We start from the raw sequence: 15,557 nt of genomic DNA, 5'->3' as shown, positions 1-15,557 counted from the left end.
TAAAATATAAAGATTATCAAGTACTTGCATTTATTATTGACTTGCTGGTAAAGTCAAGGCACACGCCTAAAATCAAATCCTGACAAGATTTTCAGGAAGTTAGATTAGGTAACAGGGTAAATACTAAATTTGTTAATGTTGATATTAGTGATGCTGGTAAATAATCAGTCACTAGTCTTGATTATTAACATATCAGGCATGAACTACAGGGTACTAAAGCATTTACCGCTGAATTAACTATTTGGCATTGGTGAATCTAGGGATGATTTGTGTGGGGTGAGCATTTTGCCCGCTTTAAAATAGAAAGGGTGGGTGAGAGGTTGCATTGGCAAAGCCTACCGTACTCCTCCAGAGAAGCAAGTTACGCGTAGCGTCTCGTAGAGAAGGTATCGCCACAAGTCGGCTACCTACGCCAAACCCAAGTACTTTTATTTTTATCACCATATTGAGAATTATTCGCAATATATACACATGGATAGATACATTAAAATATTTGATTTTGGTAAAAAAATTAAGTTTACAAAAGCCGAGTTTCAGCAAGGGAAAATTTATGAGATACCAAATAACAATAAAACTAAATACAAAATTAATGCTGTTGGTACGGAAAAATATGTCTTGACACTGTTTATCTCTATTGTGGAGAATTGATTAACTGTCAAGAGGTTAATCAATAATGATGTTATAAAGTGCCTACCTAGTTTTAACTGGGAAATGCATATTGTTCTTTTTTATTCCCTTGAATCAAGGATATTGTAACGAAGAACACAACTGTAGTTAGCAACACATTTTGTCCATAAAATACACTAATGAGTATAGTTAGATGAATACCTTTTTTTGTTCTGATTATTCGCGGCAAGCAGGAGAAGATATTATTGGTAGCGCCACCAATTACCAAACTTATATTTTAATTGAGTGTCCTCCGCCTTGGACATCAGAAGCGTTTAATTCTAAATGGGTGCCGGAGAATTTGAGGATTTTAGTAGAGGAAGTGAAGCGTGCTAAACTACCGATTAGATTCCTCTTAATTGCTAATGAATTATCACACAAAGTTAACCAGACTACGCTTTTGATTTATCAAAAAAAAGAGGGTTTGAGTAATGGATATCATAAGCAAGAGTTTATACTATCAAATATTGACCAGGTAGCAGCAGTTGTCCAAAAATGGTTATGGGGTATCGGTTCTAATTCTGAGGTTGAAACTAGTGAAACTAGAGATATTTTAGTGTGTACCCACGGTAGCTATGATAAGTGCTGTGCCAGATACGGAAATCCCTTTTATTTTCATGCTACAGCAACTATTTCTGATTTGGACTTAGACAATGTGCGGATTTGGAAATCATCACACTTTGGTGGACATCGGTTTGCGCCAACTGTTATAGACTTGCCAGAAGGAAGATACTACGGTGTTCTGGATCAAGATTCATTCAGATCAATTTTGACTCGTACTGGCGATATTCAATGCTTGCATCAAGTCTATCGAGGTTCGGGAATTTTGCCTGCTGCACTTCAGATTTTGGAAAGAGAATTAATCCTCAGCGAAGGATGGGATTGGTTTAATTACAAAATTGCAGGCAAAATATTAGAGCAAAGTTTAGACAATAATACTATTTTAGCTGAGCTAAGTTTTGAAAAAAGTTCTGGTTCTCTCTACACTTACCAAGCTAAACTTGTGAAAGATGTAACCAAGACTCAAAAACTTAAGAGTTCATGCAATGCTCCACAAGAGTCAGTGATTACTAAATATGCTCTATCTAGTGTCTGGCTTACTTCTACTAAGGTAATGACTTATAGTACATAAACAGGAGTTAGAATGGGCTACGCCCGGCTGCGCTCACAGAATTCAGAATTCAGAAATGTAATCAGTGGGGGATTTAGACTCGTCACTCCCTTACAAAGTGATGTTCGTTCCTCGCTAACGTTAATGCTGCACTATCGGCAGTCATACATAATTCATCCTGAATTCTGACGACTGACTCCTGAATTCTTATTCAGCCATATTTAAGACTTTTCGTAACAGTGCTTGGTCTTCTAATTTGACTTTTAGACGACCATTTTCGATATCTCGAATCCAGCTTTGGCTTTTACCTGCTAGCTTTGCTAATTCTCTCTGGGAGAGATTTAAATTTTTTCGCGCTTCCAAAATCTGTTCGCCCAGCAAATCGTCTGTGGCTGTGGACTTTCTTTTATTCTTAACAGCTCGCCGCTGCTTTTTCTGTGATTCTGAGATTTGTTGTTCCCATTCTGGTGGTAGTTCAAAAGCCAAAATTCGGGCATTCATTAGCAGATTCCACTTACCACGAGGGCCTGTATCTGTGAGGCGAGTTTCGGCACCACCGTCATTAGTCCAAAATTCCAAGGCTTCATCTGGATCTTCGGGAATATCCATTAACTTCGCCCACAAAGGTTGAATTTCTGCTGGGTAGGTAACTGGGTCGAAAATTGGTTTCATTCCATAATGATTGAGAATTTCCAAATCGCTTTCAAAAGTTCGCAGCAGACGTTTGCGTTCTTCGCGTTGTCTGGATGCGAGGGCGACTTTTTCTTCACCGTAAGCAACACGCAGCAAAGTAGGAATGGTGATGCGTTGTTCTTTGCCCATTTTGGTTTTAAACAACAACCACAACATGAGTCGGACTGCTCCTTCATGTTGTTGCCAAATGCTCATGACTGTGGTTGGCAGGGTTTTGGGGAGACTGCCATATTGATAGAATGCGGTTCGCTCTTTACATGCTTGTTTGTTTAAGAAATATTGTGACCAAATACCGGCTTTGACTTTAAAAGTTAGCCCAATTAGATATTTGCATCCGAGAGCGTCTTCTTGAAAGTGGTGCTGAATGTCCACTAAGTGCCATAAACGGCTTTGTTTAACAGAGAATCCGTTAATTCGCCCTTGTTGAGGCCAATCGATGGAGATAATTAGTGAGCAAGCTTGCTGAACAAGATTTTTCATTAAAGCTAGCTTGGCTGCTTTGTTTAAGTCTTTGCGTTTCTCCATTCCCAAATATTTTTCAATTTGGCGTTCATCGATCGCAAATTCTTGTTCCCAAGGTTGATCTAAAGCTGTAGCATAAGCTGCAAAAATTAGATGTATGCAAGCGGCTCTAATATCCAGTCCCTCAATTGCGGCTAAATCTCTGGCCTTGTCGTTCACCTTAAATGGATCTTGGATGTGAAAAGCGATCGCTCCTCTACCTTGGTTGATTTGTCTGCCATAAGACAAGTAACCCTCTTCATCGGTTTCCCAATGTAAGGATGTGCGCTGCGCTAGTACGTTACAAGCTTCCCAAATGGCGATCGCTGAAGCAAATGGGTTATTCTTTCCATTAGAAAATAAGTCTAAACTAGTAGCATCTCTCGGTTCAACTTTACATCTGCCCTTTTTCGCCTGCCAAGGAATGGGAGAATTAGTTGGACAAGCTATTACACATTGCGGTTCCGCGTAATAGCCTTCACAATTGTTACAAAGACAAGGATCAATCCAGTATTCATTGTCTTCTATTTTGATTGCACCCGTAGGACATTGGGGACGGCAATTGTCACATCCAACGCAACTGTTGTTAGGAATTGTATAAGGCATATGGCTCTCTTCCCACTCTAATCGTTGAGATGTCTGGCTCAGGTCTCCCCTGGATGAGTCCTGTTTATTCATCACTCGCTACCACATTATGTTTCTGGCGAGAATAGTCTTTTCTCACCCTCAGCTAAAACACATATTTACTTTATTTGTCATTTATCATTTGTGCGTTGTCATTTACTAATGACTAATGACTAATGACCAATGACTAATGACAGGTTTAACCAGAGAATGTGTAACTTGGATGCATACTAGCTTATTAACTCCCCACATCCATATGCTTGACTTTGCATCCAAATTGAAAGCTATTTAAGGCTTTCAAACCGAGCCTAATATTACTTCTTTATTAAATATACATTTCATGAATTAAATAATTAAGTTGTTCGTAATGAGCTTAGAAAAAAATCTTAACATTTATTTAATTGTGTACTTAATGAACATTTTATCTTTAAGCGCGAAACCTTACTCAAAGTATTTTTAGCCAACATTTAACTTTATTAGAATTAACTTTCATCTGATTTATTAATAATTTTAATATTTAATGCCCGATCAGATTCTGCTATAAAAATTACACTTCTTTCACAACTAAGTCCTTTTGATTGAGTGAGCTAAGGTAAAACAATAATATTTACTTTATCAGCTTTTCTCTAGATTTTTAAATAAAAACTAAATCAAAAATTGTTGCTTTTAAAAATACATATTGCATATATCAGAATGTAATTAATAAACATTCTATTTGGTATATATAAATACTTTTTGTATATATTTATGCGCCTCAATATCAAAGTATTTGAAAAAGAATATCATCACGTTGAGTCCTATTTGCTAGAAAGATTAGTCAGTTATCTATTATTTTAGTAACCCCTGGGTAGGGTGGCACAGCTGTGCTACCCTACATGCACGATAATTGTTAGCAATAAGTTTCATCTATAAAATATCACTAAGAAATAATGCAAATCCTAATTTAAAGTCATCGAATTTTGATGTCAAAAAAATAATTATTGAATATCAAAAAAGCAAAATATTAGGATAATATAATGATTAAAGTAGGAACAAATTACAAGGCAAAATTGCCGAGGATTCATTCATGGCACAACTAACAGGTTTGACATTTGGTGGTAAGACTTGGACCCCGAAATTTGCTCAAGAAATTGACAAAGACAAATGTATCGGCTGTGGCAGATGTATTAAAGTATGCGGCTACAATGTACTAGGTTTGAAAGCGCTCAACGAAGAAGGGGAATTTGTAGAAGACGAAGATGATGAAGAAATTGAACGGAAAGTGATGGCAGTTAGCTATCCAGAAAACTGTATTGGTTGTGAAGCTTGTTCCCGGATTTGTCCCAAGAACTGCTACACCCATGTTGCATTAAATAATTAAGGTTTTTGGGGTTAGTGAATATTGTTGTTCGTCCAAGGAGGCACTGTTTGTAGAAAGGGCAAATCGTCCCAGCAAGGTAATTAGAGGGGAATATATATCTTTACTTGAACTACTAAAAAGTTCATAGTAGACAAATGCGTAAATCGTAATATGTTAGTTATTGACAAATTTAAACTTGCTGCTAGTGTAGCCCGATCAATATTAGGACTAACAGTGTCCTCCAGAACAACTAGCTTGTCTGGAAAGAGTGCTGAATGCTGAGTAAGAAGTAATGAGTAAAAAGTAGTACTTATGAATCTTTCACTCTAAGCCGAGGCACTCACTACTTAGAAATAATGTGATGCTTAGTAGGTCTAATTTTAATTTTTACTCAGCACTGTTTTGAGCTTCCTTTGTCATAGGATTTGAAATATAATTGATAATTTTCTGGGGGGAAGATATGAAAAAAATCTGGAAGTTTCCCCCATTTTTTATAGCTGCACGTTAGAAAGTTAATAAGTGAAGTGAGGGACTGGGGACTAGGGACTGGGGATTAGGAACTGGGGATTAGAGATTAGAGACTAAGGAATGAGGAGACAAGGAAGAGTTTTTCTAATATCCAATACCCACTTCCCAGTCCCCAGTCCCCAGTACCCAATCCCCAATTCCCAGTACCTTAAAAGACGGTTTACAGAGCAGGTAGTATGTATGCAACAAGTTCCTGTTTCACTATGGACTCTGGTTGCTGGGATAGTAGTCACAGCAATTAGTATTTGGATTGGTCAAAACCACACTCTACTACCGGAACAAGCATCGCAACAAGCGCCTTTGGTAGACGGTTTTTTCAACGTTATGTTTACCATTGCGATCGCTCTTTTCTTAGTAGTAGAAGGAACAATTGTGATTTTTTTGGTTAAGTTTCGTCGGCGTCAGGGTGATGACACCGATGGCTTACCAGTGGAAGGCAACTTGCCTTTAGAAATTTTTTGGACAGCAATTCCAACGGTTATTGTTGTGTGTTTGGGCATCTACAGTGTAGATGTTTTTAACCGTATGGGAGGCTTTGAACCTGCGGGTCATCCCCATTCAGTAGCTCATGTTAATCATATGAGTGGAACCGCTCTTGCAGCTACTCTAAATGATACCTCTGAAGCAACAACAGCTCCAAGAATTGGAATTGGCGCGTCTCCTAAAACCGAAGGCAAACCAGCTGACTTAGTTGTTGATGTCAAAGGCATACAGTATGCTTGGATATTTAACTATCCGGAAAGTGGCATTACTTCTGGGGAATTGCACGTTCCCGTCGGTGCTGATGTGCAACTCAACCTTTCAGCAGACGATGTAATTCACTCATTTTGGGTGCCAAACTTCCGCCTGAAGCAAGATGCGCTTCCCGGAATTCCTACCGAACTACGATTTGTCGCCACCAAACCAGGTGCATATCCTGTAGTTTGTGCTGAATTGTGCGGTGGTTACCACGGCTCAATGCGGACACAGGTAATTGTCCACACACCAGAAGAATATCAAACCTGGTTGACAGAAAACCAAGTTGCTCAAAAGCAAAACTTGCATCAAGTCGTTGCAGTTAACCCTGTTGAGTTATCAACGTCAGAGTTTCTCGCCCCTCATATCCATGATATGGGGATTAGTGCTGCAACTCTGAAGTCAGTTGTTAAGAGTCATTAGTCACGAGTCAACAGTCAATAGTCAAAAGTCTCAAACCTTGGCGTTAAGGCTGTATTACTTCTGAATTCTGACTCCTGAATTCTGCTGTAATTACTTTGGACTTTGGATGTTTGACCCTCAACTCTGCATAGCGGGAAAAATATGACACAGGTAGAATTTCCACCCAACACTCCACCAGAAGAGAAGATCGCCCACACCTCTCATCAACAAGCGTGGAAGTGGCAGGATTATTTCACATTTAATATTGACCACAAGGTTATTGGTATTCAATATCTTGTGACGGCGTTTGTGTTCTATCTCATCGGCGGACTGATGGCGATCGCTATTCGTGCCGAATTAGCAACACCTGATGCAGATTTACTCGACCCCAATCTGTATAACGCTTTCATGACCAATCACGGGACGATTATGATCTTCCTGTGGATTGTCCCCAGTGCCATTGGGGGATTTGGTAACTTTTTGGTACCTTTGATGGTTGGTGCTAGGGACATGGCTTTCCCGAAGCTAAATGCGATCGCCTTTTGGTTAAACCCACCAGCAGGTGCGCTGATATTAGGTAGTTTCCTGTTTGGCGGTTCGCAATCAGGTTGGACAGCTTACCCACCTTTGAGCTTGGTGACAGCACCCATCGCTCAAACTATGTGGATACTGGCGATCGTTTTGGTCGGAACTTCTTCAATTTTGGGTTCACTGAACTTTGTGATCACCATTTTGATGATGAAGGTTCCCAGCATGAAATGGGATCAAGTACCCCTGTTTTGCTGGGCAATCTTGGCAACCTCCATTCTGGCGCTTCTCTCCACACCTGTATTAGCAGCGGGTTTAATTCTGCTGTTATTTGACCTCAACTTTGGCACCTCCTTCTTTAAACCAGATGCAGGCGGTAACGTTGTTATTTATCAACACTTGTTCTGGTTTTATTCTCACCCGGCAGTATATTTGATGATTCTGCCCATCTTCGGCATTATGTCCGAAGTGATTCCAGTACATGCGCGTAAGCCGATTTTTGGTTATAAAGCGATCGCTTATTCAAGTGTAGCCATCTGCGTCGTCGGTTTATTCGTCTGGGTACACCACATGTTTACCAGCGGTACACCCGGTTGGATGCGGATGTTCTTCACCATCTCCACCTTACTTGTTGCCGTTCCCACTGGCGTCAAAATTTTCGGCTGGGTTGCTACCCTTTGGGGTGGTAAGATTCGCTTCACCAGCGCCATGCTTTTCGCCATTGGTTTGTTATCGATGTTCGTCATGGGCGGCTTAAGCGGCGTGACAATGGGAACAGCCCCCTTTGATATTCACGTCCACGACACATATTATGTGGTAGGACATTTCCACTACGTTCTGTTTGGCGGTTCCGTGTTTGGCATTTACGCCGGTATTTATCACTGGTTCCCCAAAATGACTGGACGGATGTTGAATGAAACCTGGGGACGCATTCACTTTTTCCTCACCTTCATCGGCACGAATTTAACTTTCCTACCCATGCACGAATTGGGTTTGAAAGGAATGCCCCGAAGAGTTGCAATGTATGACCCCCAATTTATCGACCTCAATCAAATTTGTACCTTTGGTTCATTTGTTTTGGGGATATCAGTAATTCCCTTCGCCATCAACATTATTCAAAGCTGGTTGAAGGGACCCAAGGCAGGTGATAATCCTTGGCAAGCTTTGACTTTAGAATGGACAACTAGCTCACCACCTGCGATTGAAAACTGGGAAGTGTTGCCGGTTGTTACTCATGGCCCTTATGACTACGGCAATGGTCATAGTACTGAAGTGCAGCCAGCAGCGACACCGGAAGCTAGTGCTTAGTTACTGACGCGGGGACGCGGAGGGCGACGAGGTGTAGGGGCACGGCAGTGCCGTGCCCCTACAGGTGTACTCGGAACTCCAAGAATTGTAGGTTGGATTTCACTTCATTCAACTCAACCTACCCAGCCTCAGGTTTTAGGTTTAACTGAACAAGTGATCAACCTTGCATCAGTCCCCAATCCCCAGTCCCCAGTCCCCAGTCCCCAATCCCCAGTCACCTTTTTGGCAACAAATCTATGACTATAGCTACAACAGAACATGAAAGCGCAGGACATCACGAAGAACATCCAGATTTAAGAGTTTGGGGACTGTTAACATTCCTCGTCTCTGAATCCCTGATGTTCGGCGGATTTTTTGCCACCTATTTGTTTTTCCGCGGCACTACAGCTGTTTGGCCTCCCGAAGGAACAGAAGTAGAGTTATTGTTGCCGACGATTAACACCATTATTCTGGTGTCTAGCAGTTTCGTGATTCACTTCGGTGATACGGCGATTAAAAAGAATAATGTCAAGGGAATGCAACTGTGGTACACAATTACCGCTATCATGGGAGCAATTTTCTTGATTGGTCAGGCTTATGAGTACGCAACTTTAGGATACGGTCTGACTACCAATGTCTTCGCCAACTGCTTTTATTTGATGACAGGATTCCACGGTTTACACGTGTTTATAGGGCTGTTATTCATATTAGCTGTGTTGTGGCGATCGCGCCGTCCCGGTCAATATTCTGCAACAAATCACACCTTCATAGAAATGGCAGAAATTTACTGGCACTTCGTAGACATTATTTGGATTGTTCTTTTCACTTTGGTGTACATTCTTACTCTGTTTTAAAAGTGAGTGGGGAGTAGGGAGTGGGGAGTTAGGAGTTAGGAGTTAGGAGTTAAGAATTATTCTGCTCATCTCCCTCATCCCCCTCATCCCCCTCATCTCCCCAATCCCCAGTCCCCAATCCCCAGTCCCCAATATGCAAGTCAATACAAACAAATTCTCATGGTTTCAAGTTCCTGATGATATCAAAAATTTATTGATTCTAGCAGCACAAAACTGGGAAAATACATCAGAATCGGAAAAATATATTCAACAAGCCTTAGCCAAAACTGGTGAAAATACAGATGTTTTGGTAGCAGCATATAGATTTTTCTACTATAAAAATAATTATTCTCTTGCACTACAAACAACAATCAAATTATTAGATAAAATTAAAGAACTAGAAAAATTCCCTGACGACTGGGAGCAACTTCAGCCTATATTAGTCAATCGCAAAGAAGACCCACAAATTCGATTGTACTTGAATGCTTATGCTGCTTCTGGATTGGTTCTAGCAAAGTTAGGAGCAATAGACGAGGCAAAAGAAATCAGCGCCAGAGTCAAAGAGATAGACGAAAAGCATGATTTTGGAGCCGGAATTCTCCTGGATATTTTGACACGTCCGGCAGAAGAAGACGATTAATTAATGCGTGGGGAGTGGGGAATAGGGAGTAGGGAGTGGGGAGATGAGGGAGATGAGGAGACAAGGAAAATAATTCTTAACTCCTAACTCCTAACTCCTAACTCCTAACTCCCCACTCCCCACTCCCCACTCCCCCTTTTCAATCAAGGTGAAGACTCATGAACAATTGGTTATCTACTTCGTCTTACTCTCTTTTAGGAACTGCGAGTAATAATAACTCTATCTTTCCTCCCATTTACATACCTACTACACCACCTGTAGGCAGTCTTCCTAATATTTCGCCGATCATTGTCATCCAATCTTCTCAAATGAGATTTTAAAAGTTATGAAAGGTAGGGATTGGCTGGTAACGGGAGACGGTCAGTATCAAGCCTGTAAATCTGTGAGAGCATGGGATTTATTGAGGGATAATTACCGCGTTTATCGGTTTTTAACTGAGGTGGAAGATGTTCTCAATAGTGTGGAAGATGAATCAAGTTGTTTGCCGGAAATTCGGATGCTCGTCAGGCGCTTGTTCGTCAATTCCTACTGGGTGCGGAGTCAGCATTTAGAACCTTCTCCCAAAACGGGAACCTCTGTTTTACTCTTATATGATGAATTGGGTTTTCCGCTGACTGTGCAAACAGTAACATTTGCACCGGGAACCCGATCAACTATTCATAATCACGGGACGTGGGGAGTAGTGGCGGTGTTAAAAGGTCAGGAAAGAAATACTTTTTGGCAACGCACTCATAGCTCAGAATCTCAAGACAAAATTCAATCTACGGGAGAAATAACTCTGTTTCCAGGAGATATTATTAGCTTTACTCCCGATGCAATTCACTGTGTAGAAGCACTGGGTGATGAACCAACTGTGACTTTTAATATTTACGGTGAAACCGATCCAAAAGAAAGATTTGAGTTTGACTTTCTTACCCATAAGGCTAAGAATTTTTAAAAGAGAATTCTGAATTCAGAATTCTTTGTAGAGACGCGATTCATCGCGTCTTCATCCAAGAACGTGTTGCGTTCTTAATTACGAATTACGAATTACGAATTACGAATTGGTATAAGAGGTAGTAGCATGGCAAGAGTAATTTTTTATGGTAAACCAGGCTGTAAAGGTGGTACCAAGCAAAAAGTTTTGCTCACCGCTGCTGGTCATGAGGTGGTAGAGTACAATTTGCTAACAGAACCTTGGACAGTTGAACGGTTGCGTTCATTTTTTGGCGATCGCCCCGTAGCCGAATGGTTTAATCGTTCCGCCCCACGAGTAAAATCTGGTGAGATAGTTCCGGAAAAAATTGATGCCCAAACCGCTTTGGTGCAGATGTTGCAAGATCCGCTGTTGATTCGCCGTCCTTTGTTAGAAGTAGGCGATCATCGTGAGGTAGGATTTGATGTGGAAAAGATTGATGCTTGGATTGGCTTGAAGCCTGTGGATGAATCCTTCCGAGAAATGAGCGAAAATCTGATGAGTCAGGATTTGCAAAGCTGCTCCCACAGTGGCGATCGCAATCATCATCATCATCAGCAAGGTGGCTGTAAGCATCATGGTGAAGAACACCAAAAGCAAGGCAGCTCTAGCCATTAGTTATCTAAAAATATGAGGGCACAGCAATGCTGTGCCCCTACCCTCTATTGTTTTTAACGAACGCCGGCAGTTTCTAAGGATAAATCTTGAAACATGGGTGTGCTGAGGTAGCGTTCGCCGAAGGAAGGTTGAATCATCACGATTAAACGTCCGGCATTTTCTGGACGTTTACCTACTTGAATGGCGGCGCACAAGGCTGCACCGGAGGATATTCCAGATAATAAACCTTCTTCTTTTGCTAAGCGTCGTCCAAATGCGATCGCTTGTTCATCGCTGACTCTAATTACTTCATCAACTAATTCTAAGCGGAGAACATCTGGGACAAATCCGGCGCCAATGCCTTGAATTCTATGGGGCCCGGCTTCACCGCCTGAGAGAACTGGGCTGTTGCTGGGTTCAACTGCGATCGCGTGAAAACTCGGTTTGCGGCTTTTAATTACCTCTGCAATCCCAGTAATTGTCCCACCAGTACCTACTCCCGCAATGACGATATCCACTTCTCCGTCTGTATCAGCCCAAATTTCTTCGGCGGTGGTTTCGCGGTGAATTTTGGGATTGGCAGGATTGCGGAATTGTTGCAGCATCAAAGCATTGGGAGTATTAGCTACAATTTCTTCGGCTTTGCGAATTGCTCCCCGCATCCCCTCAGCCCCCGGTGTCAACTCTAAAGATGCACCATAAGCTCTGAGCATAGCGCGTCGTTCATGGCTCATGGTTTCTGGCATTGTCAAAATTAATTTGTAGCCCCGCGCCGCTGCCACCATTGCCAGAGCAATTCCTGTATTACCTGAGGTAGGCTCTACTAAAATGGTTTTTCCTGGCTCAATTAAACCCTCTGCTTCTGCTGAGAGTACCATACTTAAACCAATGCGGTCTTTCACTGAAGCCGCTGGGTTCATACCTTCGAGTTTGACAACTATTCTTGCTACTACTCCTTCAGCTTGAGGAATTTTGTTCAGTTCAACTAAAGGAGTTCGTCCAATAAGTTCTGTTACGTCTTTAGCAATCCGCATTATTTAACTCCTAAAATTCTAAATCTTAGTGCAGAGTATCTATTTATAACAATAAGCTTTTGTGTATTGATTTTGTAGTTGAGCGATCGGAATTTAAAAGCCAGAATTCAGGAGTCATAACAGTTACATAATCAGCATAAAACTTGATGAATCAATATGCCAATCGTAGGAAATTCCTGAGAAATTCTGAATTTTCAATGTCAGTTGCTCGTTTGTGGAATCAAAAATACTGCACTGTCTCTTCATTAGTAGTGAATTCTTACCTGGAGTGCAGATGAGTGTATGTACTATGTATTTTAACTCATCGACAAAATATATAAGTTTAAGAAGAACTTTTCAAATAACAATCAAGATATTAATCGCTATAATTCAATTTGTTATGGAAATATGAGTTATCAAAGAAAATTTAATTGTTTTTTCTAGTTATTCAGTCTATCCTTGTCAAAAGACATTGATATTTGGTTTTGAGTACAGATTTTTTCAGAACAAATTTTTCCAAGAAACAGTCTTTAATCCTTGCCTACATTGCTTTGAGGTTGAGTACTCCACACACCAGAACCCCACCTCGAAAACACTAGAACCCCATCTGAAAAATACTAGCACCCATACCCCAATGAATTTTTGAAATACTTATCAGGCAATAATTACAGGCTTTGAGTACTATTGTAATGAATTTAATAATCTTAATGGGGCTGGGGTAAACTGTTTTGTGGAGAGGCGACTGATATAAATCGTATAGGATTTACGCAGAGATTCCCCTCTACCCCCCAACATTCCTAAGCGAAAGCTTAGTGAACTAGGGGGGACTTCTTAATCTCTCTTTTGAGAGTAGGATGAAATCATATTCCAGGATATGAGGGCGTTCTTTCTGGCTGAAGATTCCTATTTTTTGTGAAAGGTTTGGTAGTTTATCAGTAGTTAGGAGTCAGTAGTAATTAGAGAAATAGCTGACAACTAACGATTTTAAAATTACCTTCTACACATATTTTAGCATCAGAACTGTTTGAGAAGTAGAAATATATAGATAGCTACTTTAGGTAAACAGCAAAAGATATTTTCTTACTGGGTGCATACTACCTAGCAAGGGAGAGCCAAGATGAAAGCCAAATTTTTAAATGTTCTTACAGTTTGCGTCGTTACCTTAGCAGTGCTTTCTCCAGGGCTAGTAGTATTTGGCATAATTTGGGAGCGACATCTTGAGTTATTAGAATCACAGAATTTAGCCTGCGAAGTTAACAAAACTGATGCGGCGATCGCGGTGATTCCCCAGACAGAAAATACACCATTATCTCAGACTAACATCCAAATCTCTGAGCAGAATGTGGTTAATCAAATGCTGAATCTTGCTGAGCAATATAAATTTGGCACTATTCTACAATGGTTCTTCTTGTTAACCCCGATTTGTGTTGGGTTAGGTATTATCTTTTACGACAGATATCTTGTTTATCGTGCTGCTGTTTTAAGAGAACAAGTTGAAATGTTGGAAAGGTTGTGGCAACAAAGTATTGAGCAGTAAGCAATCAGACATTATTAGAGTTATTGAGAGATTTTAAACTCTCTAGCTACGCTACAAATTTATTCATTCAAATCAAAAAAATCACCATGTCAGAACAACGCCAACACTTGTATTTTAACCTGATTGATGAGCTACTGAAATGCCCTAACGGTCAGGAACCAGAAATTTTAGAAAGTCAGCCAGAATTAGTTGATTCTGGCTTAGTAGAAACAATGTTACAAGTGGCAACTATGTTCGCCCATGAAGGCAATCAAGATGGTGCAAAATTTTTATTTTTTGTAGCGCGTGAATTAGCTAAACAACTGGGTTTATATCCTGAAGTTCCTGAAGTTTCCAACTCGGAAGTTGCTAATAAGGAGTAAAAATGCTATTGACTTCAACAGATGCCGGACAAATAGCTTTAGAGCTACTCATGGCAGATTGGAACATTTCAGAAGAAAATAGAGAGTGGTTTACAATCTTTAACTCTCGTCTGATTGGCGAGAGTTGGTACATTGTAGAACTAGGTGTAGAAGGATTTCCAGATCGGTGGTTTATCCAAGTGTATGACAATGGAGTGTGCGATCCAAACTATACATTTATTTCACCGATTCGTGGCTCTGAAGGATTTACAGACTTTGTAAATCTCCCGGATATTGTGGCAGAGGTTTTAGTCTGTGAACGCAATGCTCGATAATAAGAATTAAAAATTAAAAATTGAGAATTCAAAATAAAAATGTGCAAGTTAGATGCACTTGATTGAATTCATATTTTCTGAACAAAAGAAAATTGCTGTAACCAAATAAGAGGTGTACCAAATAAGGTATACCTCTTTTTTGTATAATATACAGCAGAATTCAGAATGGGCTACGCCCCACTGCGCTAACAGGAGTAAAACAAGCTTTATATTTGAGACTGAGGTTGTGTACTTCAGCTGAGTTGAAATCTGCTGTAGAATTTATATTTAATTTTTGCCAAGCAAGCTATAACTCAAAGAATCTTTTTGACTATTCCCCATTCCCCACTCCCTATTAAAACAGATTGCCATATTTAATATTTTATTTCAGTTAAATAAAGTAAATTGTTATATTTAACTGACAAAATTATGTTATATTAAATAGAGTGATGAACGCTACAGAAATATCAGTTGAAATGATTGCTGAAGACATCTTAGCTAAAGAATTCACAAGAGTCGTCAACCACTACTATCCACAAGTTGGGGAATTACTGGACGGGTGTCATATAAAAGTCATCACCTGTTTTTGGGGACGACCTGCTAGACGCTTGCAATATATAGGAATTTATTGCTCCGATGAAATGATTTCCTGTGTGCAAGCCCAAAAAGAAATACTTCGAGAAGTAGCAGACAACATGGGTCTAATGCAGGTAGTCTGCATAAATGCCAAGCGATTATTGCGCGATCCAATGTCGAAGCTCAAACAGAACAATCCACGCCTATGGTTGGAGTTGCAGTGGGTTGCTACCTAAGAGGAGTAAATGTTTGTAGTGAGGACTTTAGTCTTCAAATATTCAAGCACGAAAGTGCTGACTACAAACCTATCAAAACTTTGGCGATGGACTACTAAAAT

14 protein-coding genes are annotated in these 15,557 nt (G+C 40.4%); 12 read left to right on the top strand and 2 right to left on the bottom strand.

The window, feature by feature from the left end:
* Positions 1–820 precede the first annotated feature (820 nt).
* Positions 821–1,798: a ferredoxin family protein gene (locus IQ276_RS06500; RefSeq protein ID WP_193916068.1), complete on the top strand. Its 978-nt coding sequence runs from the start codon at positions 821–823 to the stop codon at positions 1,796–1,798.
* Between the two features lie 186 nt (positions 1,799–1,984).
* Here IQ276_RS06500 and IQ276_RS06495 read toward each other — a convergent pair whose 3' ends face one another.
* The gene (locus tag IQ276_RS06495) at positions 1,985–3,577 is read right to left on the bottom strand and encodes a helix-turn-helix domain-containing protein (RefSeq protein ID WP_193916080.1); all 1,593 of its coding nucleotides are present in this window, start codon (positions 3,575–3,577) and stop codon (positions 1,985–1,987) included.
* A 1,084-nt stretch (positions 3,578–4,661) separates the two neighbouring features.
* Here IQ276_RS06495 and fdxB point away from each other — a divergent pair.
* The 7 genes from fdxB (at position 4,662) to IQ276_RS06460 (ending at position 11,460) form a co-directional block, all read left to right on the top strand.
* Positions 4,662–4,955 carry a ferredoxin III, nif-specific gene (fdxB, locus tag IQ276_RS06490; protein ID WP_190877253.1) on the top strand — a complete coding sequence of 98 codons (294 nt, stop codon included), beginning with the start codon at positions 4,662–4,664 and terminating at the stop codon, positions 4,953–4,955.
* A gap of 687 nt (positions 4,956–5,642) precedes the next feature.
* Positions 5,643–6,620, top strand: a complete 978-nt coding sequence (locus IQ276_RS06485; protein WP_193916071.1) for a cytochrome c oxidase subunit II — start codon at positions 5,643–5,645, stop codon at positions 6,618–6,620.
* 141 nt (positions 6,621–6,761) lie between these two features.
* Complete coding sequence (ctaD, locus tag IQ276_RS06480) at positions 6,762–8,435, top strand: cytochrome c oxidase subunit I (protein ID WP_193916074.1); 1,674 nt, start codon at positions 6,762–6,764, stop codon at positions 8,433–8,435.
* 236 nt (positions 8,436–8,671) lie between these two features.
* Entirely contained in the window at positions 8,672–9,268 is a 597-nt protein-coding gene (locus tag IQ276_RS06475; RefSeq protein ID WP_221704927.1) for a cytochrome c oxidase subunit 3, read from the top strand.
* 133 nt (positions 9,269–9,401) lie between these two features.
* A complete protein-coding gene (locus IQ276_RS06470) occupies positions 9,402–9,887 on the top strand; it encodes a hypothetical protein (protein ID WP_235115484.1) in 486 nt (161 codons plus the stop codon).
* Positions 9,888–10,212: 325 nt separating this feature from the next.
* Entirely contained in the window at positions 10,213–10,824 is a 612-nt protein-coding gene (locus tag IQ276_RS06465; RefSeq protein ID WP_193917972.1) for a cysteine dioxygenase family protein, read from the top strand.
* Between the two features lie 126 nt (positions 10,825–10,950).
* A complete protein-coding gene (locus tag IQ276_RS06460; RefSeq protein WP_193917970.1) occupies positions 10,951–11,460 on the top strand; it encodes an ArsC/Spx/MgsR family protein in 510 nt (169 codons plus the stop codon).
* A 53-nt stretch (positions 11,461–11,513) separates the two neighbouring features.
* Here the strand turns inward: IQ276_RS06460 and cysK are convergent, their stop codons facing one another.
* Complete coding sequence (gene cysK, locus IQ276_RS06455) at positions 11,514–12,473, bottom strand: cysteine synthase A (RefSeq protein ID WP_193917968.1); 960 nt, start codon at positions 12,471–12,473, stop codon at positions 11,514–11,516.
* Between the two features lie 1,096 nt (positions 12,474–13,569).
* Here cysK and IQ276_RS06450 point away from each other — a divergent pair.
* From IQ276_RS06450 to IQ276_RS06435, 4 genes are all read left to right on the top strand, one after another.
* The gene (locus IQ276_RS06450) at positions 13,570–13,989 is read left to right on the top strand and encodes a hypothetical protein (protein ID WP_193917967.1); all 420 of its coding nucleotides are present in this window, start codon (positions 13,570–13,572) and stop codon (positions 13,987–13,989) included.
* 86 nt (positions 13,990–14,075) lie between these two features.
* On the top strand, positions 14,076–14,351 hold the full coding sequence (locus IQ276_RS06445; RefSeq protein ID WP_193917965.1) for a hypothetical protein: 276 nt from the start codon (positions 14,076–14,078) through the stop codon (positions 14,349–14,351).
* Positions 14,352–14,353: 2 nt separating this feature from the next.
* Positions 14,354–14,665 carry a hypothetical protein gene (locus IQ276_RS06440; protein WP_193917963.1) on the top strand — a complete coding sequence of 104 codons (312 nt, stop codon included), beginning with the start codon at positions 14,354–14,356 and terminating at the stop codon, positions 14,663–14,665.
* A 428-nt stretch (positions 14,666–15,093) separates the two neighbouring features.
* Positions 15,094–15,456, top strand: a complete 363-nt coding sequence (locus IQ276_RS06435) for a hypothetical protein (RefSeq protein ID WP_190877273.1) — start codon at positions 15,094–15,096, stop codon at positions 15,454–15,456.
* Positions 15,457–15,557: the final 101 nt, after the last annotated feature.

Origin of the sequence: Desmonostoc muscorum LEGE 12446 (genome assembly GCF_015207005.2) — a bacterium.
Lineage (GTDB): Bacteria > Cyanobacteriota > Cyanobacteriia > Cyanobacteriales > Nostocaceae > Nostoc > Nostoc muscorum.
This window is presented reverse-complemented; position numbering and strand designations above follow the sequence as displayed.